Source organism: Leptolyngbya sp. FACHB-711, assembly GCF_014695615.1.
Classification (GTDB): Bacteria; Cyanobacteriota; Cyanobacteriia; order Elainellales; family Elainellaceae; genus Leptolyngbya_A.
Genome location: NZ_JACJOR010000269.1, coordinates 1 through 23,360, shown reverse-complemented (window position 1 = coordinate 23,360; position 23,360 = coordinate 1). Strand labels below are relative to the sequence as shown.

19 protein-coding genes and 1 pseudogene are annotated in these 23,360 nt (G+C 52.3%); 12 read left to right on the top strand and 8 right to left on the bottom strand.

Annotated elements, in window-relative coordinates:
* Positions 1-44 precede the first annotated feature (44 nt).
* The 3 genes from H6F80_RS10585 to H6F80_RS10575 all read left to right on the top strand — a co-directional run bounded on the left by H6F80_RS10585 (position 45) and on the right by H6F80_RS10575 (position 3,368).
* Positions 45-554: a CU044_2847 family protein gene (locus tag H6F80_RS10585; protein ID WP_190791520.1), complete on the top strand. Its 510-nt coding sequence runs from the start codon at positions 45-47 to the stop codon at positions 552-554.
* Between the two features lie 74 nt (positions 555-628).
* On the top strand, positions 629-2,038 hold the full coding sequence (locus tag H6F80_RS10580; RefSeq protein ID WP_190791519.1) for an amidase: 1,410 nt from the start codon (positions 629-631) through the stop codon (positions 2,036-2,038).
* Between the two features lie 49 nt (positions 2,039-2,087).
* Positions 2,088-3,368, top strand: a complete 1,281-nt coding sequence (locus H6F80_RS10575) for an FGGY-family carbohydrate kinase (protein WP_190791518.1) — start codon at positions 2,088-2,090, stop codon at positions 3,366-3,368.
* 167 nt (positions 3,369-3,535) lie between these two features.
* Here the strand turns inward: H6F80_RS10575 and H6F80_RS10570 are convergent, their stop codons facing one another.
* A complete protein-coding gene (locus tag H6F80_RS10570; protein WP_190791517.1) occupies positions 3,536-4,348 on the bottom strand; it encodes a DUF4114 domain-containing protein in 813 nt (270 codons plus the stop codon).
* Between the two features lie 607 nt (positions 4,349-4,955).
* Between H6F80_RS10570 and H6F80_RS10565 the strand changes: the two genes are divergently transcribed.
* The gene (locus H6F80_RS10565) at positions 4,956-5,960 is read left to right on the top strand and encodes a glycosyltransferase family 2 protein (RefSeq protein ID WP_190791516.1); all 1,005 of its coding nucleotides are present in this window, start codon (positions 4,956-4,958) and stop codon (positions 5,958-5,960) included.
* Positions 5,961-6,218: 258 nt separating this feature from the next.
* On the opposite strand, the gene H6F80_RS10560 is transcribed toward H6F80_RS10565, so the two are convergent.
* Together H6F80_RS10560 and hisG are read right to left on the bottom strand one after the other, a co-directional pair.
* Positions 6,219-6,365 carry a hypothetical protein gene (locus H6F80_RS10560; protein WP_190791515.1) on the bottom strand — a complete coding sequence of 49 codons (147 nt, stop codon included), beginning with the start codon at positions 6,363-6,365 and terminating at the stop codon, positions 6,219-6,221.
* A 357-nt stretch (positions 6,366-6,722) separates the two neighbouring features.
* The gene (gene hisG, locus H6F80_RS10555) at positions 6,723-7,367 is read right to left on the bottom strand and encodes an ATP phosphoribosyltransferase (protein WP_190791514.1); all 645 of its coding nucleotides are present in this window, start codon (positions 7,365-7,367) and stop codon (positions 6,723-6,725) included.
* Between the two features lie 303 nt (positions 7,368-7,670).
* Here hisG and H6F80_RS10550 point away from each other — a divergent pair, with 303 nt between their 5' ends.
* The gene (locus tag H6F80_RS10550) at positions 7,671-10,265 is read left to right on the top strand and encodes a tetratricopeptide repeat protein (protein ID WP_190791513.1); all 2,595 of its coding nucleotides are present in this window, start codon (positions 7,671-7,673) and stop codon (positions 10,263-10,265) included.
* A 288-nt stretch (positions 10,266-10,553) separates the two neighbouring features.
* Here H6F80_RS10550 and H6F80_RS10545 read toward each other — a convergent pair whose 3' ends face one another.
* Positions 10,554-11,738 carry an NAD(P)H-quinone oxidoreductase subunit H gene (locus H6F80_RS10545; protein ID WP_190791528.1) on the bottom strand — a complete coding sequence of 395 codons (1,185 nt, stop codon included), beginning with the start codon at positions 11,736-11,738 and terminating at the stop codon, positions 10,554-10,556.
* A 422-nt stretch (positions 11,739-12,160) separates the two neighbouring features.
* Between H6F80_RS10545 and H6F80_RS10540 the strand changes: the two genes are divergently transcribed.
* A complete protein-coding gene (locus H6F80_RS10540; RefSeq protein ID WP_190791512.1) occupies positions 12,161-12,718 on the top strand; it encodes a GNAT family N-acetyltransferase in 558 nt (185 codons plus the stop codon).
* Between the two features lie 30 nt (positions 12,719-12,748).
* Positions 12,749-13,687 (top strand): 16S rRNA (cytosine(1402)-N(4))-methyltransferase RsmH, encoded by a 939-nt coding sequence (rsmH, locus tag H6F80_RS10535; protein ID WP_199296494.1) that lies wholly within the window; start codon positions 12,749-12,751, stop codon positions 13,685-13,687.
* Positions 13,688-13,751: 64 nt separating this feature from the next.
* Here the strand turns inward: rsmH and H6F80_RS10530 are convergent, their stop codons facing one another.
* Positions 13,752-14,315 carry a response regulator gene (locus H6F80_RS10530; RefSeq protein ID WP_190791511.1) on the bottom strand — a complete coding sequence of 188 codons (564 nt, stop codon included), beginning with the start codon at positions 14,313-14,315 and terminating at the stop codon, positions 13,752-13,754.
* 537 nt (positions 14,316-14,852) lie between these two features.
* Here H6F80_RS10530 and lipA point away from each other — a divergent pair.
* Positions 14,853-15,848 carry a lipoyl synthase gene (gene lipA, locus H6F80_RS10525; protein WP_242067276.1) on the top strand — a complete coding sequence of 332 codons (996 nt, stop codon included), beginning with the start codon at positions 14,853-14,855 and terminating at the stop codon, positions 15,846-15,848.
* A gap of 43 nt (positions 15,849-15,891) precedes the next feature.
* Here the strand turns inward: lipA and H6F80_RS10520 are convergent, their stop codons facing one another.
* On the bottom strand, positions 15,892-16,791 hold the full coding sequence (locus H6F80_RS10520) for a DUF8623 domain-containing protein (RefSeq protein ID WP_190791510.1): 900 nt from the start codon (positions 16,789-16,791) through the stop codon (positions 15,892-15,894).
* Positions 16,792-16,953: 162 nt separating this feature from the next.
* Here H6F80_RS10520 and murG point away from each other — a divergent pair, with 162 nt between their 5' ends.
* The 4 genes from murG (at position 16,954) to lpxD (ending at position 21,583) form a co-directional block, all read left to right on the top strand.
* Positions 16,954-18,060 carry an undecaprenyldiphospho-muramoylpentapeptide beta-N-acetylglucosaminyltransferase gene (murG, locus tag H6F80_RS10515; RefSeq protein WP_190791509.1) on the top strand — a complete coding sequence of 369 codons (1,107 nt, stop codon included), beginning with the start codon at positions 16,954-16,956 and terminating at the stop codon, positions 18,058-18,060.
* Between the two features lie 52 nt (positions 18,061-18,112).
* On the top strand, positions 18,113-18,490 hold the full coding sequence (hpxZ, locus tag H6F80_RS10510) for an oxalurate catabolism protein HpxZ (RefSeq protein ID WP_190791508.1): 378 nt from the start codon (positions 18,113-18,115) through the stop codon (positions 18,488-18,490).
* 179 nt (positions 18,491-18,669) lie between these two features.
* Entirely contained in the window at positions 18,670-19,899 is a 1,230-nt protein-coding gene (locus tag H6F80_RS10505) for a ferrochelatase (protein ID WP_190791507.1), read from the top strand.
* A gap of 637 nt (positions 19,900-20,536) precedes the next feature.
* Entirely contained in the window at positions 20,537-21,583 is a 1,047-nt protein-coding gene (gene lpxD / locus H6F80_RS10500) for a UDP-3-O-(3-hydroxymyristoyl)glucosamine N-acyltransferase (protein WP_190791506.1), read from the top strand.
* 103 nt (positions 21,584-21,686) lie between these two features.
* On the opposite strand, the gene opcA is transcribed toward lpxD, so the two are convergent.
* Both opcA and H6F80_RS10490 read right to left on the bottom strand, forming a co-directional pair.
* Positions 21,687-23,039 carry a glucose-6-phosphate dehydrogenase assembly protein OpcA gene (gene opcA, locus H6F80_RS10495; protein ID WP_190791505.1) on the bottom strand — a complete coding sequence of 451 codons (1,353 nt, stop codon included), beginning with the start codon at positions 23,037-23,039 and terminating at the stop codon, positions 21,687-21,689.
* A gap of 67 nt (positions 23,040-23,106) precedes the next feature.
* Positions 23,107-23,360: pseudogene (locus H6F80_RS10490) on the bottom strand (glucose-6-phosphate dehydrogenase); the annotation flags it as partial.

The window sequence follows — 23,360 nt, the reverse complement described above, 5'->3', positions numbered from 1 at the left end:
ATCTAAATGGGTATCGCTATAAGAGAACAGCAGGAAGAAATCTCATGGCGCAACTGGTCCCGATTCAGCTCAGCGACGGCACGATGATTTACATTGAGGCGATCGAAGATACGACCGTCTCCAGTGACCCTGGTACATTCGCCGACGAGGAACCCGAAGAACAAACGCGATCGGGCGGCAAAGGCTTGGGAGATGACATTCGGCGATCGACTCGCATCTTTGGCACTCCGTCACTCACGCCCGATCAGCGATTTCAGCAGCTGCAAACCACGATTCGCACCTACACTGCCTATACGCTGAATGCCTTTCGCAATCTGGCAGTTGCAGAGGTGCAAAAAGTATCGCTAGAGTTTGGCGTTAATGTCAGCGGCGTAGGTGGAATTCCCTACATTGCCTCAGGAACCATGGGGTGCAATCTGAAAATTACGGTGGAATGTACCTTCCCCGATCGCGTTAGCGGAACAACTGCCCCTCGCCCGGCTCAGCCCAATCCCAATCAGCCGCCGCTGCCCCCGCCTCCTCCTGGCACACCTCGATCGCCAACCAATCCTTAATCTGGCAGATGATTTGTGGGTGAAGATTGGGTTCACTGCTAAAGTCAGCGTTAACCCCGTTTCAGGCTGGTTGTATGAACTCCGTTGATTTGGCTTTTACGTCCGCGATCGATCAAGCAAGGCTAATTCGCGCCAAGGAAATTTCTCCGCTCGAACTCACCGAGCTTTATCTAGAGCGGCTCGAGCGGCTCAATCCCCAGTTAGGCAGTTTCTTTACTGTCACAGTCGATCGCGCCCTCAGCGACGCCAAAGCCAAAACTGATCAGCTCATGCAAACCGATGGCGTCGAGGAGCTGCCGCCTTTTTTTGGAGTGCCAACGGCGATCAAAGATTTAACGGCAGTTGCAGACGTGCCTTGCAGCTATGGGCTGCGCGTGATTCGCGATCGGATCGAAAAGGAAGACGCTGGGGTTGTGACTCGCATTAAAAACGCCGGATTCATTCTCCTGGGTAAAACGGCAACCTCCCAGCTTGGCTCAACTCCCTACACCGAGCCACCTGGATTTCCCCCAGCCCGCAATCCCTGGAATTTGGACTACACGACTGGCGGTTCCAGTGGCGGGGCAGCTGCGGCGATCGCGGCAGGTCTTTGTGCAGTAGCTCACGGATCAGATGGCGGCGGATCAATTCGGGGCCCGGCTGCCTGCTGCGGCATTGTCGGTATCAAACCATCTCGCGGTCGCGTATCGCTGGCTCCTGTGGGCGATCGGCTTAGCGGCTTAGCCGTCGATGGACCTCTGGCGCGAACCGTGGCAGATGCGGCGGCAATGCTGGACGTGATGGCAGGCTACACAGTGGGCGATCCTTACTGGCTACCTGATCCCAATCCTTCCTTTTTAGCGGCAGCAAATCGATCGCTCCAATCCTGCAAAATTGCATACATCACAGATTTTCCGCCGGTTGGCGAAGCCCATCCCCTTTGCAAACAGGCAGTTTTAGACACCGCTCAACGATTAGAACAGTGGGGACACGCGATCGAACCTGTGACCCTCAACTTTACCGACATCATCGAACCCTTAGTCACCGTCTGGCAGGCAGGCGTCGATGTAGGCGTGCCCTGGCTGGTGCTGAATCGATTCAATCGCTGGCTGCTGTGGCAGGCAAAACGGCGATCGAGTGGGCAATATCTTCAGGCAGTTTCTAAGATGCAAACCGCAGCACGTCGAATTGTGGCAACTTTCAGTCCCTATGATGCGGTCATTGCTCCCGTGTATCTGCATCCCACCATCCGCGTCGGTGAATGGAAATCGCTCAGCCCTGCCAAAACCCTCCAGCAAATTATGAACTGGATCGCCCCCTGCCCTCCCATCAATGCCACTGGGCAGCCCGCGATCGCCCTCCCCGCCCTGTTCACCGAATCCGGCTTACCGGTCGGCATTCAGCTCATCGGTCGCCCCGCCGCCGAAGAAACTATCATTTCCCTCGCAGCCCAACTCGAAGCCACCCACCCCTGGCATAGCCCCAAGCCCCCGATCGCCCTATAACCAACCCCAGAACAAACTCACGCCCCACCTCTCCATCCCCTCACACCCCATGCCTCACTCCCTAGGAATCGACTTCGGAACCTCTGGCGCAAGAGCGATCGTCCTTGATCCTGCACTGGAAATTCGATCGTCGGTGAGCTTGCCCTTCCCGGCAATCTGCTCGAACTGGACTGGGCTATGGCAACAGACGCTCTTTGATTTGCTTCAACAGATCCCCCTGGAACTCAGGCACACGATCGCCTCGATCGCCATTAACGGCACATCTTCCACCGTTTTAATTAGCGATGCTACCGGAAATCCACTTAGGGCGCCTCTGCTCTATAACGACGATCGCGGGTCAGTCGTGCTGGAGCAAGTGAAGTCGATCGCGCCGCCCAACCATACGGTGATCAGTGCTACATCGAGCCTGGCAAAGCTGTTCTGGTTCAATTACGCCGAAGGGGAAACTGCTTCGCATCGCCAGCTTCGGAATACTTCAGGACGTTACTTTTTACATCAGGCAGATTGGCTTGCCTTTTGGCTACATGGACAGATCGGCATCAGCGACTATCACAACGCGCTCAAGCTCGGCTATGACGTGGAAAATCTGCGTTATCCAGACTGGCTGCAAACTCCAGCTATGCCGTTTGAGCTGCCCAAAGTTTTGCCTCCCGGCACGCCGATCGCCCCAGTCACAGCTGCACTATGCGATCGATTTCAGTTTCCGCCCCATTGCCAGGTTTGCGCCGGAACTACCGACAGCATCGCAGCAGTTCTGGCAAGCGGTGTCCAGGCAACAGGAGAAGCTGTCACTTCCCTCGGTTCAACGCTGGTTCTGAAACTGCTCAGCAATACCCGAATTGAAGATGCCCGATACGGAATCTACAGTCATCGATTGGGCGAACGATGGCTGGTGGGAGGTGCATCAAATACGGGCGGAGCAGTGCTAAAGCAATTTTTTAGCTCAGAGGAGCTGGTGCAACTGAGCCAGGAGATCGACCCTTCCCAGGAAAGCCCACTGGACTACTATCCGCTGCTAAAACCGGGCGAACGATTTCCCATGAACGACCCTCAGCTAGCTCCCCGCCTGGAACCCAGGCCCGATCGCCCCAGTGAATTTTTGCACGGGCTGTTGGAGAGCATTGCCCGGATTGAAGCAAAAGGCTATCGCTTACTTCAGGAGCTGGGAGCCACCCCACTTCGGTATGTTCACAGCGCAGGCGGCGGCGCAGCAAATCAAGTCTGGCTCCAAATTCGATCGCGCCAATTGCAGGTTCCGGTGTTTGCAGCCGCTCGAACTGAAGCCGCTTATGGCACAGCCCGGTTAGCAATGCAGGGCATCGTGAATTAACAGGCTGTAGGAAATGCTGAAGGGCTACAAAAACATAGAACGCACGATCGGGATGCGAATGAGATGAAAAAAGCACTGCCTCTCCACTTTTTTAAGAGAAAGAGAAACAGCGCTCTAATTTAAGAGAAACAGTGCTCTAAACAGAAGGCTCAGGAATCAGGGAGATGTTACTCCTGCGGAGCTGATTGAGTAACAGAGTCACCCTTCTGGCGGCGGAGTCCCAGTGCTCCCGCAGCACTCAAGCCCAGTAGACCGAGCAGCATCGAGGGTTCAGGAACGCTGGTGAGATCCTTCACATTCGCTTCGCCGATGTCTACAACAAAGACCACATCGTTGAAGTCACGATCCGAGTTTTGGTTTTTGCCACCCTTTGCCCATAGGTCACCGTACAGGTCTTCAAAACCCAGCATCAGATATTTGCCAAACGCATAGGCAACAACGTGCTGAAGTCCGTCTGGGTTAGATCGGGTTTGCGTTCCAAAAATGTTGCCGTTTTCGCGCAGATCTCGTCCATCTGCCCGCAGCCAGAAATCAAGCTGAGTGCCCCCCAAGATCTTGCCGATCTGCACCCCGTCGCCGAGCTTCAGGGGACCGCTATTTTCCCGCATGATAGCCTCTGGCGAGGCAATATCTCTGAACACTAAGCCTGATTGGTTAGTGGCACCCGTTGCTTCATAGGCGAGCTGGTTGCGAAAGCTTGCACCCTCGTTAATAAAGTACACCGAAACATCGTGGTCATACTTCAGCTTCAGCTTGGTAGGGTCAAGCAAAAATTGACCGCTATTCGGGATTGCAATTCGTTCCTGCTGCACGAACTGCTGAAAAGGCGCGTCGTTGAACCCGGTCTGACTCTTTCCCTGAATAGAGGGCTGAGTCCAAGAATTATTCCAGGCAAAAGCAGTTGCCGGAGCAGTGGTACTCACCACGCCCGCAAGGGTAGTAGCAGCCGCAAAAAGACTAGAAAGAAGCGTTGTTTTCATATCTAAAGTGAGTGGAGTGAATAGATGAGACGACTAACTTCAGAAAACAGCACGCAAAAAAGCGTCTGCTCAAACATGACCCATCAGGCATAACTCATCAGGTGATAATTGTCTCCGCGTAACATCCGTTACTATCACCACTTTGCCTTAGTCTTAGGAGAATTTGTTTCCCCTTTGTCAACTCTTCAATCAGAACGGTTTAGGCCAGCATTTTTACGGAATTAGTCTTTTATTAAGGCAGGTTTTATCCTGAAGTCAATACTAGTAGGATTGCTGATCCAAACGTATTATCTGTTTCTCAATAAATCTATTTTTTCAAAGACGAGCTGCTGCGAGAATTCCTGCAGGTGGCGATTTGACGAAATTCAGGACAAGACCGAAAGCAAAGTGCAGCTTCACATAATTCTGCCTGAGCAATGGCAGCAAACCGCTGATTTGATGACGCAATATGACATTATCAATGCTAGCCCTACTGCCAAACAGCCCTTTGATCTGAGGCTCTGGTTTGCCAATTTCTGGATAACGACTGTCTTAAGGAATTCTGGGGAACTTGACCGCAGGGACAGGGATCTCTAGTGTGGGAAAGTGCCTGACGGGAGTAATGCCCATGACCAAGCTGATCATTCAAATTCCCTGCTACAACGAGGAGCGCACACTGGGTATGACCCTGTCTGAGTTGCCGCGCCAGCTCCCGGGAATTGACCAAATTGAATGGCTAGTAATTAACGATGGCAGCACCGATCGCACTGTAGAAGTGGCAAAAGCCTGCGGTGTGGATCACATCGTCAGCTTTCCTATCAATCAGGGCTTGGCAAAGGGGTTTATGGCAGGCCTGGAAGCCAGCCTCCGGGCAGGAGCCGATATTATTGTCAACACTGACGCAGACAATCAGTACTGCGCGGCAGATATTCCCAAGCTGATTCAGCCGATTCTGCTGGGGCAGGCAGATATGGTGGTCGGAGCCAGACCGATCTGGAAAACTCAGCATTTCTCCTTCATTAAAAAGCTGCTGCAAAATCTAGGTAGCTATATGGTGCGCCTTGCCAGCAATACTAGGGTTCCCGATGCGCCGAGCGGATTTCGCGCCTTTAGTCGAGAAGCGGCAATGCAGCTCAACGTCTTCAATAGCTATACCTATACCCTGGAGACGATTATTCAGGCAGGACAAAAAGGAATGGCGATCGTGTCTGTTCCCATTCGCACGAATCCAAATCTGCGGCGATCGCGGCTGGTCAGAAGCATTCCGTCCTATGTCATGCGATCGTCTTTTACGATCCTGCGGATTTTTATGCTGTACAAGCCGCTGCGCTTCTTCCTGCTGCTAGGAAGTGTACCGTTTAGCTTGGGCTTGCTGCTGGGCTTGCGCTGGCTGCTGCTGTTTTGGCTGGTGGATCCCACTCGATCGCGTGCCCCCAGCCTGATTTTGGCAGCAATGCTAATTTTGATTGGGTTTCAGCTTTGGATGTTTGGCTTAGTCGCAGATCTGCTAGCGGCAAATCGTCGTCTGATGGAAGAAACCCGACTCCGCATGCGGCGGCTCGACCTGGAGCAGAATGGCGATTTTTCCCCCGAAGAGAGACGATCGCAACGATTCAACCAGGACGAAAGTTAGGTCAATCGCTGGGTCAAATTCTGCGTCGCTGAAGTCGCTTTCGTCAATTCCGTTTACAACGGCATCACAAACAACGTTTAGATATTCTTTTAGATATTCCTTCCCGGCTTCATTGAAGCTGATGCCCTGCTCCTTCGAGTCCTCAAAGAACGGATTGCACAGCAGTTCCGGGTTATGCTCTAGTGTTGCCATTTCCTCATCAGGCATTTCTGCTGCGATCGCCTGTCTGACTGCTCAATTCTCTAATCAGCTCTCTAATCAGTTCTCTAACTGCTGCGAGTTGATTTCGATCGTTGAGTAGGTTGCGCTGGAGGTTAGCAGAAAATAGGTCAGCGTGACGACCGAACCCACGGTTAAAAACGTCAGCACTGCCGCGAATAGCCTCTCACCCCTCGAAGTTTGCATAATTGTTACCTACTAACTTCAATCCTAATATCGCTGTCTCTATCGCAGTGAGGACAAAGGCTGGGGAGCAGGAACCCAATTTAGGGTAAGACTCCTGCATTCCGTCCTTGGCTGACTAGCGGTAGATACTATTAATAGATAAAGGATTTCTTCAGCTTGAAACTGTCAATTTTCGGACAAACCAGAGAAACTACGGAGATTTCTGCCTGAAGGGTAAAAAGCTTAACATTTTGTCGTATCTCGCAACACAAGCCCAACGGCAGTAGAAAGGGCGCCCAGTTTAATGGACGATCGTCAATCTCCAGCGTTCCTTGAAAGCGAGTTCACTCATTCCGCAAACAGCTCGTGCGATCGAACTCAGGAAGACGGAACGGCAGCAGACCGGATGCGATCAATCCATTGCCCCAGATCATCTTGATTCAAGCGATAGCTGAGCGGATGGGCAATCAAACGAGCAGTGCTTTCAAAGAGCTGATCAATTTCAATCAGGTTGTTTTCTTGCAGCGTGCGCCCGGTAGCAACCAGATCGACGATCGCCTCCGACATTCCCGTGATCGGTCCCAGTTCCACCGACCCATAAAGCGGCACGACATCGACCGGAAGATCCAAACTGTTGAAATATTCGCTGGCACACTGAACAAACTTGGAGGCAACCCGACAGTGCGGCGGCAGCTCTAAGGCAGAACGATAGGAGCTAGACGCTTTCACGGCCACCGACATCCGGCAGCGACCAAACCCTAGATCAACCAGATGAGCCACCTGAGGACGCTTTTCGCGCAGCACATCATACCCGACGATGCCAAGCTGCGCCTGTCCGTATTCCACATACACAGGCACATCGTAATTTCGCACCAGCAGGGCCTTCGCAATCTGATTGCTGTCCCAAATCTCAAGCTGACGATTACCCGGATCGAGAAACGCGCTGAAATCTAAGCCGATCAACTGAAGCAGCCGAATACTGTCTTTGAGCAATCCGCCCTTGGGCAGTGCAACCGTAATCATGAATTCATCTCCCGAAAGCCGCAACGAACCATTATCCCGCAAGTTATGGGTTATTAGGCACAGGTTATGCGTTCGATCAATGCCTGTTCCACCCATGCCTGTTCCACCTATGGCTGTTTTACCTATGCCTGTTCCAGGCTTGATCTCTATCGATCGGCTCAGTTTCACGAATTCTTCATGAGGAAATGTCCTGATTTTGGTGAGCTAACTAGAAAAAAGTCGAATAAGCACCCCCTTAGACTTCACAAGATCCATTTATATCTCCTTGCCTGGTGTCAAACTCAACTCTAGCGGCTAGCTGCAATGAAAAAGCGTCCTTTTTTAGATGTTTTAGAGAATGCTTCACTGGTAGGCTTAGGGGTCGGCTCGGTTGCATCTCTGGTGTCCCAGCAGGCGTTTTATGCCACCGCTCCGCTCTCGCTGCTCGTGGTTTTGGGCTTACTGAACCGAAGGCAGTTTGAACAACAAACGGAGCAGGAGACTAAAAATACGCTGAATCAGGCCGATCGCCGTCTGACCCAGCAAATCGACGGATTAACGCAGCGAGTTGAGCAGATGCCGACTCCAGAAACCATTCAGCAGATTAAAAAAGGCGTTTTGCTCAAGAATCGTGAGCTGGCACAGCATTTTTCCACCCAAATCCTCTCTCTTCAGGAAACGCTAGACCAGCGGCTCACTCCTCTGGAACATCAAAATCTGCCCCTGATTCGACAAGAGCTGCAAAGCCTGGGCGATCGCTATCAACAGCTTTTAGAAGGACTCTCGCTGCTAAATACCGATATTGGACAGCTTCAGGACAAAGACGATCGCCAAACCAGGCAACTGGAATACACCGTTTCCTCACTACAGGCGGAAATGATTGATTTGCGGGGGGAGCTCGACAGCCTGGCACATCATACCAAAGCGAATTCAACAGATTTACAAGAGCGGCTCAACCGAATCGATCGTCAGTTAAGCAAGCTGCCGCCCCCGGTAGATGTGGGCGTGATGCGGCAAGAACTGGCAGAAATGGTAAGGATCATTGGGGATCTGGTTTCAAAGCGTGACTTAGCGACGATCGTCGGAGAAGTGCAAGCCCTGCATCAAGATCAAGATGACCTCAAGCGATCGGTGCAGGCGATCGAAGCAGCGGCAATTAACCTGAAGCGCAGTTTTGGCTTGTCCTTCAGCAAGGGAGAGAAAGCCAAAATCGAATCTGAGTTTGCTGCTTTCTTGGCGCAACAGTTTGGTGAGACTGCGGCATCGCTGAGCGAAACATCTCTGGTTCCGGCAAGCATCTACCCCGAACTACAAGCTTTGGCAGGGGGGTATTTAAAGAATTTGCGATCGCAGCTTGTCACAATCCAGGAGTTTACCGAACAGCTTGACCAGCAGCAGCAACAGCTCCAGGAACAGATTTATCGGCTGCCCAAGTCGCTCGATATCGTCGCACTCCAGCGGCAGCTCAAGGACCTGGCACGTCGAATTCCCATCGCAGAGAGTACGTTTGATGCCTTTCAAGCCAGAATCCAAGAGGTGCTGCAACAAGAGCTACAGGCGATCAACGAACAGCTTCAGGCACTCCCTGCAACGCCTCAGCACGAGTTGGTGTTTGACTTCAAGGCCGAAACTGCCGTATCGGGTACTGCCGGACATCGGGCACTGCTCGAAGCAGCCCTGGAGCAAACTCAGGAGCGGCTGATTTTGATTTGGCTCTGGTCAGACGAGTGCGAACTCGACGATGAACTGCTGCAAAAGCTAGAATCCTTTCTCAGCCAGAAGCGACAGTTAGATTTGGGCTGGTGTCATCTCGCCGACTACTCTCCAGGCGAAACGGTTTCATACCGCCAGCAGGAACGCTTGCTGAGCAAAATTCGGCGGGGCTGGAGCAATCAACCAGAGCAAACCGCTCTTCAGCAAACCCTGCAAAAGCTGCTGCAATTGAAACGGGCTTATCCAGAATATTTTCAGTTCAAGATCCTGGGAACCAGCGAGAATTTTTTGGTGTCCGATCGCGCCTTTGCCGTGCTGGGCATTGCCGACCCACTTAAAACCACGGCTGCCTCTACTGATCTGCACCTCAAACTCCGCACCACTGATCCAGAAGTGATCCAGCGGCTGATCGATCGCTTCGATAGCCCAACCCTTGACCCCGATGACCTCACCGCTTACTGGAATCGCGCCGTTACTCGCTACGACCTGAGCGACAAAGCCGGGGCGATCGAAGACTTTTATCACATTCTTTCCCGCCAGCCCGATGATGCGGTGACGCTAAACTCGCGAGGCATTGCCCTGTATGACGTGGGAGATTGGGAAGCTGCGCTGCTCGACTTTACCCAGGCGATCGCAGTGAATCCGCGCCAGAGTGCTGCCTATCTGAATCGAGGCTTTATTCGATCAGAGCAGGGCGATTTATGGGGCGCGATCAACGACTATACGTTAGCAATTCAGGTGAATCCAGACCACGCGCTGGCATACTTCTATCGCGGCATGGCGTGGCAAAAGCAAGAAGAACACCGGGAAGCAATCGCCGACTTCAGCAGCGCGATTCGACTGGCTCCCAATTCAGCCGTTGCCTGTTACTATCGGGGGCTGGTGTGGCAAAAGCTAGGACAGCTCCAGGAAGCGATCGCCGACCTGCAAAAAGCCGCAGAACATTTCAGCGCAAGAGGCAGCAAAACCAACGCCGAAAAAGCTCTGAAACATCTGGCAAAACTTCAGCAGGAAATCGAACAGCAGGCACAAATTCCTCTGATTGAGGAGTCCGAACTAACAGACGGAACCACTGGAGCGATCGAACTCTTCCAACCCGCTAGAGAAGGGGATCTCGGGCATCATCACTATCGAGGCAACAAATCTCAGAACGGGTATCGGGTCGCGGTCGTGGTGGCAGGAGACGATCGGCTAGAGAGGGAATAGGAGACAGAAGGTAGCGAAAGCGAATCATTTGGGGAAAACTCACTCTCCTCCACAGTTTAAAATCCCCCAGTCAAAGTCCCCCAGAATTACGAACTTTAGGGGGCTACAAAGCCTGCAACACTGACAGAAAAGACTGGCGAACCTCCAGTAGCGCTGTAGGGGAGCGGACTGAGGGTGAGGGCTGCACCACCGAGATACTCACCAGGCAAAAATCACAAAAAAGGGCAGGCATTCAACCTACCCCAGACAGTGAGTATTCAAAACCAGATTTAATCTGAGATTCGCAGACTAGCGATCGACTGAACCCATAATGATGTCGATACTGCCTAAAATCGGCATGATATCTGCGACCTTCACACCCTTCAGCAGGTGCGGCAGGATTTGCAAATTCACGAAGTCTGCGGCGCGAATCTTCCATCGCCAGGGGAATACGGTGTCATCACCAATCAGGTAAATGCCCAGTTCACCCTTACCGCTCTCAACACGGAAGTAGTGTTCGCCCTTGGGAATCTTGAACGTCGGCGCAATCTTCTTGCCAAGGAACTGGTAGTCAAACTCGTTCCACTGCGACTTCGGACCTTCCTGCATCCGCTTGGCTTCCAGGTTTTCGTAGGGACCACCGGGCAGCCCATCGATTGCCTGACGAATAATTTTGACCGACTCGCGCATTTCGTCAATGCGAACCCGATAGCGCGCCAAACAGTCGCCCTCGGTTGCAACCGCCACGTTCCAATCAAAGTCGTCGTAGCATTCGTAGTGATCTACTCTTCGCAGATCCCAGTTCACTCCTGAAGCCCGCAGCATTGGACCGGATAAACCCCAGTTGATTGCCTCTTCGCGGGTAACCGTGCCTACGCCTTCAACCCGCCGCCGGAAGATGGGGTTGTTGGTAATGAGCTTTTCGTACTCGTCTACCTTATCAACGAAGTAATCGCAAAAATCGCGGCACTTATCAACCCAGCCATAGGGCAAATCAACTGCCACACCGCCAATGCGGAAGTAGTTATTGTTGACCATGCGGTAGCCTGTTGCCGCTTCCCACAGATCGTAGATCATCTCCCTTTCCCGGAAGATATAGAAGAAAGGCGTTTGTGCGCCAATATCCGCCATAAAGGGACCAAGCCAGAGCAGGTGATTTGCAATCCGGTTTAGCTCCAGCATGATGACGCGAATGTAGCTGGCGCGTTTGGGAACCGGAATTCCTGCCAAAATTTCTGGCGCGTTTACCGTGACCGCTTCGTTAAACATTCCTTCTGCATAGTCCCAACGGCTGACGTAGGGCACATACATGATGTTGGTGCGGTTTTCGGCAATCTTCTCCATGCCGCGATGCAGATAGCCAATTACAGGCTCGCAGTCGATCACATCTTCACCGTCGAGGGTGACAATGAGCCGCAGCACGCCGTGCATTGACGGGTGATGGGGACCCATGTTCAACACCATCGGTTCGGTTTTTGTTTCGATCATTGACATAAATAATGCCGTCTCCCGATTACAAGTCCCGATACAAAACGCCTGATACAGACACGCCCGAATACAAAACGCCTGATGCAGTACGCCCGAATATAATACGCTCGAATCCAAAACGCTCGAATACAAAACACCCAAATCCGACACGCCCGACGCTAAACGCTGACCGATCGCCTCAACCTCAGAAGATTTGAATGGGCTGGAGATCAATCGGACTGAATTCAGCCGGACAAGATTTCGTTTTGTTGCGCCTTCCCTCCCTCATTATACGGAGGAATCGGACGTTCTATAGGCGACGCGATCGATCGCACCGCAGGAATTTTCTATCTGTAAGTAAGGCTTGAACTTATAGGAAGTTACTGGAAGTTATCAGAATGGATAATCATGAGAATAAAAGCAGGTAAACGGTCAACTGGAGAATCCCCATGAGAACTTTTGAGACCGACCGTCTGCGGTTACGTCCCTGGAATCCAGAAACAGAAGCAGAGCAAGCGTTTGAGATCTACAGCGATCCAGAAGTCGTGCGCTTTATCGGTTCCCCTGATGTTAGCGTTGAAGCTCGATGCGAGAAAATTCGGCAGCGTAACCAGAAGTACCTGGAGGTCAATGACGGCAGCGGCTATTGGGCGATCGTTGAAAAAGCAACTGCAACCCCTGTCGGAACCGCCATTTTTCAACGAATTCCCGATGGAGCAGGGCAGTTAACCAAGGATTGGGAAGTGGGCTGGCATTTGAAGCGCTTGGTCTGGGGCAGAGGGTATGCCACTGAAGCAGGACGAGCTTTACTGAATTATGGATTGACAGAGCTAAAGCTGCCTGTGATTTATGCTGTTGTCAAGCCAGAAAATTCCGCATCGATTCGAGTAATGGAGCGGCTGGGCATGAGCCCAAAGGGACGCACGCAGAAATACTATGGCGCAGAACTCGTCCTATTTGAGCTGCAAGCGGGCAACCATCCGATTTCTGAAAAGGCTGTCCTCTAAAATGAATGAGATACAGCAGGAACGAAAACATTGATTGAACCTGAACAGATTGAGCCTGAACCAATTAAAGCTCAACCCAACAATTTAGAACGCTCTGCAACACAGTCTGGCTTTCTGCACATTCCCGTTCTGGCAAAGGAAGTCATCGATGGGTTAGCCGTGCGATCGGGCAAACAGTATCTTGATGCGACGGTGGGCGGCGGTGGACATAGCTTGCTGATTCTGCGGGCGGCGGCAAATGTACAGCTTATCGCGATCGATCAAGACAAAAATGCGATTCAGGCTGCCAAAACCAAACTTGCTGAGTTTGAGGAACAGGTGACATTTCGCCACATGAATTTTGCTGAGTTTGCTCCAGGGGAATCCCAATTTGACGGCATTCTGGCGGATTTGGGCGTGAGTTCTCCCCAGTTTGATACGCCCGATCGCGGCTTTAGCTTTCGTCATGCTGCCCCACTCGATATGCGAATGGATCAAACGCAGGACGAAACCGCAGCCACAGTCATCAACACCTGGGATGAGGCAGAACTGGCGCGAATTTTTTACACCTATGGCGAAGAGCGGCTGTCTCGCAAAATTGCCCGCCGCATTGTAGAGAAACGCCCGTTTGAAACAACCACTGAGCTGGCGGAAGCGATTTTCTATTCCGTGCCGCCGTCCTACCGCTATGGCAGAATCCATCCGGCAACGCGGGTGTTTCAGGCACTCCGAATTGTAGTGAACCGCGAGCTGGAGGTTTTAGAAACCCTGCTGCAAAAGGCTCCCTGCTGGCTGAAACCGGGTGGACGACTTGCGATTATCAGCTTTCACAGCCTGGAAGACCGGATGGTGAAACACGCTTTTAAGGACTCTGAGCTGCTGCGACCCATTACTAAAAAGCCGATCCTCGCTAGTGAAGCTGAAACTGAGCAAAATCCGCGATCGCGCTCTGCCAAACTCAGGGTCGCAGAACGAATCGTTGAAGCCTAGAGGATGTTTTAGCAGTATGAAAGTATGTTGCCTTTGCTCCCAAGCCTTTTTTGCTTTCTGATGTCTATTTCAGCTTTTGCCTGATAAAGGTCAGGAGCTGAGTCATTTGCTTCTTGAGCGTATCGATTTCTGACTGCATTTTCTCGATCTTCTGATTCAGGGCAGCAATTTCGGCAGCGTCAGCAGTAGAAGCGGCGGCGGGTGTGGCGTTAGTGGGAGCGATCGTCGGGGCAACCGTTCGGGGGCGGGGCAGTCTGGCTTTTGCCATTGCAGCCTTGATTGCCTCGATTAGCTCCTTTTGCTCAAACGGTTTCTCGATAAATTCAAAAAACTCAAACGGCTCCGAAATCTTTTCGGTGACTTCTTCCCGCCGACCCGACATCAGCACCAGCGGAATCGATTGCAGTTCGGCACTCGCCTGCACCTGCTGAAACACCTCCCAGCCACTCATCCGGGGCAGCAGAAAATCCAACATGATCAGGTTGGGGCGTTCTTGCCGGATGCAGTCGAGTCCTTCTACGCCGTCCTTTGCTTCGAGAACCTGAAAATTGCCTTTAGGCAACATATCTCTAACCATGTTGCGGATGACTCGGCTGTCATCAATCACCAGAATTTTATGACTTGCCACAACAGACTCCTTTGCAATGAACGATGAACAGGAAGGGTAGAAAGGAAACAGCGAGTTGCCAGAATGACGGCTGAAGACCGGTAACTGGGAACAGATCCTCGAAACGCTTGCGGAGATCAGGAACTTGAACCCGACGATCGCTGCTGGAGATGCACAAACTGGAAAAGAAGCTGCATGAGACAGAGAGCTTAAGCAGAATTAACCTGAAAAGCGACTGAGCGACTGTTGGCTAGGATATAACGATCGCACCAGGATAAGCGACCCCTTACCGAAGTTCGATCTTTAACACCTCTCTGTCAGCATTCCCAAAATTAGCGCAAACCATAACAGTCGAGAACTTCGGACAACCGCAAAATCCAGGGGAAATTCTGAGGCAAGGGAGACAGAATGAATCGCAGGCGTTCTGAGAATTTCCTGCTAGAGTGCGTAGAGGAAGGTAATGTCAGTCTTAGATGGTCAATCTACAGTAAGCCCACAGCCTACAGTAAGCTTACAGTCAGTCCACAATCACTCCACGGTCAGTTCATAGTAGAGGGTATGTCTCCAGAGTCGATGCAGATGCAAGAAACCGAGGCTGAAGCAGGGCGGCTCGTGCAGAGCGTAGTCCCGGAAGCGTCACAGTCCGCCAATCTATCTGGTAATTCGTCTGGCAAGCGGGAGTCGCCTTGGGTAAACCTCCCCGAATGGCTGCGTCGTCCGATCGGTAGAGCTAGCGACATTTCGACGGTGCAGCAAATTATCAAACAGCGGCAGATTCACACTATCTGCGAAGAAGGACGCTGCCCGAACCGGGGCGAATGCTATGCCCAGAAGACGGCAACTTTTCTGCTGATGGGTCCGACTTGCACTCGTGCCTGTGCCTTTTGCCAGGTGGATAAAGGTCATGCGCCCATGCCCCTCGACCCCCAGGAGCCGCAAAAAGTTGCAGAAGCGGTGAGCCTGCTGAGATTGCGCTATGTGGTGCTGACTTCGGTAGCACGGGACGATTTGCCTGATGGAGGCGCGAACTGGTTTGTGCAGACGATGACCGCCATTCGCCAGCACAATTCCGAAACTCAGATTGAGGTTCTTACCCCCGACTTTTGGGGCGGACAGGGCAGCCAGGAACTCCAGAAACAGCGCGTGGGCACGATTGCCTTAGCCCGGCCAGCCTGCTATAACCACAACCTCGAAACGGTGAAACGGCTTCAGGGTCCGGTACGACGCGGCGCGAAATACGATCGCTCTCTGCGGGTTCTGAGCTTGGTGAAGGAATTTAACCCTGCGATTTCCACAAAGTCGGGCTTGATGCTGGGGCTAGGCGAAACCGAAGCCGAGATTCTGGAAACATTGCGCGATTTGCGATCGGTTCAGTGCGATCGGCTGACGCTGGGGCAGTATATGCGTCCGTCGCTGGATCATCTGCCAGTGCAGAAATATTGGACACCCGAAGAGTTTGATCGCCTGGGTGCCATTGCCCGCGAGCTGGGGTTTGCTCATGTGCGATCGGGTCCGCTGGTGCGAAGCTCCTACCATGCGGGGGAAGAAGGCTAAATCCCAGAAGCCTTACATCCCAGAATCCTTACATCCCAGAATCCTAGGGACGAACGACGCGCATTCGTCGGGAAACCGTGGTAATACCATCATCCCGCACGATAATGCCGGAAATCCATCGATCACCCGGAACGGCAGCAGCACGTCCCTGTTTAAACAAACCGCCTGCGGACAGCACTTCATATTCAACAGGTAAGGTTTGCAAATAGCCGCTGGCCTCAGTTGGCTCATCCTGGACTGCCCCCAGTAAAATGCGATTTTCGAGCGGTTCTTCAACGATCGCATCAAAATCAAACGCCTGTCCGATCGTGACTTGCTCTGGCAGCATGACTTCAACGGTGGGGGGGGTTGTGCCGCTGGCAGTCTGGCTGGTTTCCGATAAAATTTCCTGCTGCACGATCTGGTTGCCCTCAATGCGCTGGCGCGATCGGATTGTGGAAGTCAGATTAGTGGGGCGGTTTGCCTCGGTTTGGCTGCCCGTGATCGTGGTGGTGGTTTCAACGATATCGGCATTGCCTTCGCGCTTGTAGGAGTCGATCGTCGTTTGGTAGGTGAGCGTGGGATAGCGTTCCCAGAGTGCCTGCAAGGTCGATTGCAGCGTTTGATAGGTGAATCCGTCGGAGTGAGTGAACTGTGGGCTATAAAAGCTTATCACTGCCTCAAAGTCGCGCTGATTTGCGGCTGCGTCGATTTGGGCAATTGTCTGTGCGACTGCTGGCGGAAGATCTGCTGGAGCGGGAGTTGAAGGGGCTGGAGGGGTCGAGGGAGAGGGATTTGGCTGAGCGAGTGCGCGATTTGACCAGCCGATCGCCACACTTAGCAGCAGTGCCAAAACCAGCGATGCAAAGCAGTTGCCCCTGTGGTTGCCCCTCTGGGGGAATCGACAAGCAAGATCAAAGATTGGAGAAACCGCAGCGGGGCGGGCAGTGAACAAGCGGCGCATAGCGAGTCTGGGTAAGGAACAGAAGAGCTAAATCAATTTATCGTACTCTCGATCGAAAAATCCGGCGATCGACGGTGATTAACAGGTGATTATAGGCTAACCTGATTGAGCCACCGAGCGCATACCCTCCGGTGAATCCTTAGCAAATCAGGGAGATCCATCGTGGTTAAGGCAGGTCAAACCGCTTCTCAGCGATCGACACAAAAAGCGACAAAGAAACTTTTAATTGCAGCAAGCGGTACAGGCGGACACCTGTTTCCGGCAATTGCCACGGCAGCCGCCCTACCCGACTATCAGATCGAATGGCTGGGCGTGCCCGATCGCCTCGAACGTCAGCTTGTGCCAGAGCAGTATCCGATGCACACGATCGCTGTCGAAGGATTTCAGCAAAAGTTAAGTCTTAAAACGATCAAGATCGCGTTGGGACTGGGGCTGTCGATTCTTAAGGTGAGAAAGCTGCTGCGTCAGGGGCGGTTTAATGCGGTGTTTACTACGGGGGGCTATATTGCGGCACCGGCGGTTGTCGCAGCTCGATCGCTGGGTATGCCCGTCGTTTTACACGAGTCGAACGCGCTTCCCGGAAAAGTGACGCGTTTCTTAAGTCGCTGGTGTGACGTAGTCGGGTTAGGGTTTGCAGAAGCTACCGCCTATTTGCCCAGAGTCCGCACGATGCAGGTGGGTACGCCCGTTCGCCCTCAGTTTCTTGCTGCAGAAAAGGCTGATGCCCTACCCGGTTTAGCGATTCCGCCGGACGTGCCGCTGATTGTGGTGGTAGGCGGTAGCCAGGGAGCGGTGGCAGTGAATCGGCTCGTGCGGCAGTGTGCCCCGGCATGGCTGGAGACAGGTGTGTGGATCGTGCATCTTACAGGCGAAAATGACCCGGACGCACAAAGCCTGAGCCATCCCCATTATTTTGCACTGCCCTTTTATAAGGAAATGGCGACGCTCTTTCAACGATCGACCCTTGCCATTAGCCGATCGGGAGCCGGAACCCTGACCGAACTGGCAGTCACCCATACGCCATCGATCCTAATTCCTTATCCGTTTGCCGCAGAAGATCACCAGACTTACAACGCCAGAATCTTTGCCAACGCCGGAGCTGCTCAGCTTTATGCTCAGTCAGACCTCACCCCCGAACTGCTGACCAGCAAAGTGTTGCACCTGCTTCGATCGGATTCTCTACAGACAATGGCAGACGCCGCCGGAAAGCTGGCAATTCTCGATAGTGCCGATCGCATGGCGAAGGTAATTCAGCAGTTAACCGATTGATTGGAATGCGATTAACTGGGATACAGATTAATTGTGATACAGACTAATTGTGATGCAAATTAACCTCCCTGATGTCGTTGCTGAAGTGAAAGCAGCATTCGATCGCTACGAGCAAGCTCTGGTCAATAACAATGTTGTCGTGCTGGATGAGCTGTTTTGGAACAGTCCCCACACCATTCGCTATGGCGTAACCGAGAATCTTTACGGCTATGAGTCGATCGCCCAATTTCGCAGCAGTCGCCCGACAGTGGATTTACAGCGCGATCTGAGCAATACCGTGATTACAACCTACGGCAGAGACTTCGCGACGGTTAATACCGAATTTCATCGCCAATCATCGGGCAAAACGGGGCGGCAAAGTCAAACCTGGATCAGAACAGCGGATGGCTGGCGGGTAGCAAGTGCCCATGTATCGCTGCTGTCGAGCTGATCTTCATTCTTTCTCCAGGTAGATTTACAAATCGATCGATCCTATCCCCCTAGAGGGGATGCTACCCTGAAGAAGGTGTCAGCCTTAGAGCAGGCATCCAGTATTGAGGTGCAAAATCGCATCAAACTCGTTTTCTCAGCCCGGTTTCATTACAAATTTCATTACAAGAGGTGTGCAGCGTGGTTGCAACTCCAGAAAAAATTCAACAGCCAACCTTTGATGCGCCTGCCCAGGACGATCGCGTGGCGGTTCTGCTGATGGGCTACGGCGAAGTCGAAAGCTACGAAGACTTTGCCAATTATAATGAACAGGCTCTAAACCTCCTCACTGCCAAATTCGCGCCCGTCCCAACCTGGATTTATCCGCCGTTGGCGAAACTGCTAGCTGTGTTTGACCTGCACGAGTGGAGCCACCAGCACGATCACTTTATTTCGCCTCACAACGCCATCTTCGAGCAGCAGCGTGTCGGAATCGAGCAGGCACTTCAGCAAAAGTGGGGCAATCGGGTGCAGGTTTTCAAGGCATTTAACTTTTGTGCGCCGTTTCTGCCAGAGCAGGTGTTAGCCGAAATTCGATCACAGGGCTTCGACAAAATTCTGATTTATCCCTTGCTGGTCGTCGATTCGATCTTTACCAGCGGAATTGCGATCGAGCAGGTAAACAAAGCCCTGGCAAACATGGCAGAAGGAACCGAACATTGGGTGAAAGGACAGCGATATATTCCCTCGTTCTACAGCGAGCCGGAATATGTTGACCTACTGGCAAACATGGTCGAAGAGCAAATTCGCAAGCACCTGATTGAGGCTTATTTGCCCTCGCAGATCGGGATTGTGCTGATGAACCACGGCTGCCCCCACAAAGCAAAAGGCTTTACATCTGGTATTGATGAAAGTCAGACACTTTATGAGCTGGTGCGAGCAAAGCTGATCGATCGCTATCCGCTGGTTTCGATCGGCTGGCTCAATCACCAAACACCCCTAATCGAATGGACTCAGCCCAACGTTGATCTCGCGGCTCGCAATCTGATCGCTCAAGGTGCATCTGCGCTAATGTTTATGCCGATCGGCTTTGCCACCGAAAACCACGAAACCCTGCTGGATGTGGAGCATATCATTCTCAGTTTGCGGCGTAAGCATTCCGACATTACCTACGTGCAAATGCCTTGTGTCAACGACCATCCGGCATTTTTGCAAATGGTGGCAGAGTGGGCAAATCCACAGATTGAAGCCCTCCTGTCTGAGCAGGCTCTTGCTGTGAATCCAACTTTGGCAGTCGATCGGGCTAAGGAGCTACTGCGTCCCAACTTTACCTATGGACATCATCATGGGCATGATCACGGGCATGATCATGGGCATCACGACCACCATGACCACGGGCATCATCACCCTGATCACGGGCATCACCACTAGTTAGATTTCAGAATCTCTGAATAAGCCGCCCTTCCTAAACGCGATCGAATAGCTCCTGATTTTGCTGCTATCGATTCTACGGGAAGGGTCTTTTTTTATAGGAAAAGTTTTCTATGAGAGAGTTAATAACTAATCTTGCAGTACACAAATATCTCTTCAGTAGAACTAAAGGTATAATCTAGCCACTATGCAGCTTTAACAGATATGCAGCTTTAACAGAATATAAGGATGGCTACCCGACAGCAGAAAATTAATGAAAATGGTTTCAATCTTCACAAGAAGCCTCCTCAGTTACAGTGTCAGCGGAGGGCACTTCACACTTTTTCTAATCACAAGGTTTAATCACAAGAAGTTTGCCGTCCATTTCCATTTAAAGCACTGCTACCATCGCTGGCTAATCAACTACAATGCTTCTTCTGAGATTCGAAAAAATTTTACTTTTGCCTACGTCCAGGCATGAAAAACGCAGTACGGGATGAATAATTATCTATTTCTTTCTTCTCGATATGCAAACACTATGCAAAAAAAAGGCAGCAGAAGGCAAAGAGTTAATTATTACCGATTATCAGGTTGACTTGAAGCCAAATCATCAACAGCTTGCAACTTTTTAGACTGTCAACTTCGATCGATTCTTCCTATGAAACTCAGCGAACTCAACCAAAAACTAGGTGCAGAGCAAACTAGCCTTCTGACCCATTCCGATCGCGATCCAGACATTAGCGACGTGACGGCGATCGAGGCTGCCCAGCCTCAGACTATCAGCTACGTTGAGGGTGACAAGTTTGCTGCTCTGATTGACACGACCGCAGCCAGTGCTCTCATTTTGCCCTTAAATGAAGCTCTGCAAGCCAAAGCAACCGACCGCGGCATTGCCTGGATTGCAACCCGCGAACCGCGCTTGATGTTTGCCCGAACGATCGCCCTGTTTTATCAACCGTTTCGTCCGGCAGCAGGTATTCATCCGAGTGCAGTTATTGATGAGTCGGTGCAGCTCGGCGAGGAAGTTTCGATCGGTGCAAATGTAGTAATCTATCCCAACGTGACGATCGGCAATGGGACGGTAATTTTTCCAAATGTGGTGATTTATCCTGACGTGGCAATCGGCGATCGAACCCTACTCCATGCGAACTGTGTGATTCACGAACGGGCACAAATCGGCTCAGATTGCGTGATTCATAGTGGGGCGGCGATCGGCTCTGAGGGGTTTGGCTTTGTGCCTGTGCCGCAGGGCTGGGTCAAGATGGAGCAGTCTGGCTCTGTGGTGCTGGAAGATGGCGTTGAAGTAGGGTGTAATTCGACGATTGATCGTCCGGCGGTGGGCGAAACGCGACTTGGACGTAACACGAAGCTGGATAATCTGGTGCATATCGGGCATGGTTCGCAGGTGGGCGAAAACTGTGCAATGGCGGCACAGGTCGGCTTGTCGGGTGCAGCCCAGTTAGGGAATCGCGTCATTTTAGGTGGACAGGTGGGCGTGGCAAATCAGGCGAAAGTGGGCGACGGCGTGCAGGCAGGGGCAAAGGCTGGAATTCACAGCAGCGTGGAACCGGGAACCGTTGTGCTAGGAACTCCTGCCATTCCCTACAAGCTGTTTCTCAAAGTTGCAGCTCTCTGGAATCGCTTGCCGGAAATGAATCAGACATTGAAGCAGCTTCAGAAGCAGATGGAGCAATATAAGAAGTAGTTCCACTGCTTGATCAGCTCGCAATTCGATTACCCACAAAAAATCCCCCCCGATCGCCGAAGAGGATTTGTTTGGAAAACTGAAATTTTACAGCCCGAAGCGACTAGGCGGCTGCCATCGACAATCGCTTCTCCAGTTGCATAATGTTAGCGACTACAGCAAGGCTTTCCTCATAGAGGTTGTCGCGTCCCCATCGCTGGAGCTGTTGGGTGAGCAGAAATTCGGCTTTTTGATCGCTCGTTGCCCTTACCTGCTCTATTCGGCAGGACTGAGCCGCACCGCCTGCTTCCATTCGCATACAGCCTGTGGTTTCCGAGCAGAGGATGGTGCAGCAGTTGGCATTCAGGTTGGTCGAAGCCAGCCGTACCCCAGTTAAGTCACCAATCACCTCGCCGGAATCTGCGGTCGGAATGGCAGCGAGTTCGGCTTCGATTTTGCGTCCGTCGCCGCTCTGGAAGTGGATTTGTTTCAGGTCATAGTCGCCGCCCACCTGGTGATATTCGATCGGCTCCCACCCCAGACGACTCGCGATCCAGCCAAGAAACATCAACGCTTGTGCCGGATTGCCTCTTTCGTAGTCAATACTAATGCGATCGACTTCTTTTAGCGCAGCGCGCCGTTCTGGAGGATCAAAGGCGGCGGCGGTAAGTTCCTGCCAAGTGGAGAGTCTGTGCCAGTTCAAATCAGCCACAGGCGTTTCGGCATCGAGCAGTTCTTTAATTTTCAGCAGTTCCGATTCGGGATCGCTGAAATACGACGAGTCGAGAATTAGACAGCTGCAGTTTTCGACCAGCTTCTTGAATAGCTCCTGTTCCGGGTTGGGCGTTGCCTTCCACCAGACAAAGCGGGGCAATCCGGGAATCATCAGCGACGACACTGTGTTTGCGACCCGACCAAGGGCATTTTTCGCGCCGCGAATCGTGATGTATTCGCAGCAGATCAAGCTACCGCCGCTGCTTTTCTGAATCGGGCAGTAGGCAGACACCTGAGCCGTGACGCCTTCGTCTGCGCCCAGCGAAGGAGACAGAGTAATAATACGGCAGGGATTTTGAATGGCGATCGCCTCACTCATATGGTAACCGCGCCCATCCTCGTTGCTGAAGTTCAGCTTTTCGGGCGGCAGCTTAGCGACTTCTTCGCGCAGACGATTGAGCGTTTCGGTATCGACTCGTCCGGTAATTCGCAGCCCGTATGCTGCCTGGGCATCCCGGACAGCCTGTTTGGTTTGCGCTTCGTGAACGCCATCGATCGCCCCCGGATAAAAGCCCAGGATAGCGAGTAGCTGCTGAAACTCGTCCGGCTCGTAAACCACCATGCTAAAGGTCGAGGCTCTCATTGCCCTTGGCGAACCGGAACTACCGTTTTGGCTATGCCAAATTTGACCGAGTTCCACCTCGATTTCGTTAAGCGAGATGTCTCTGGGTTTTTGAAGAGCAACCAGGGGTGTTTTGGTCATGGGTTGTGATGGGTAAAGGATTGATAAGAGCGGCAGGGCGAAGGTGCTACAAATGGACTGACGGAGCTTAGATTCTGCGCCAGCGTCGTCCATCTTTATTCAGCAGCAGCTCGGCTTCAATCGGACCCCAGGTTCCTGCTTCATAAAGAGGAATTGTTTCGGGCGGAGCCGGAGCATCCCAAACCGAGAGCAGCGGCGTCAAAATTCTCCAGGAAGCCTCTACCTCATCGCCGCGCGTAAACAGGGTTTGATCGCCCAGCATACAGTCCACGAGCAGACGGCTATAGGCATCGGTATTGGCACGACCAAAGGCGGTGTCAT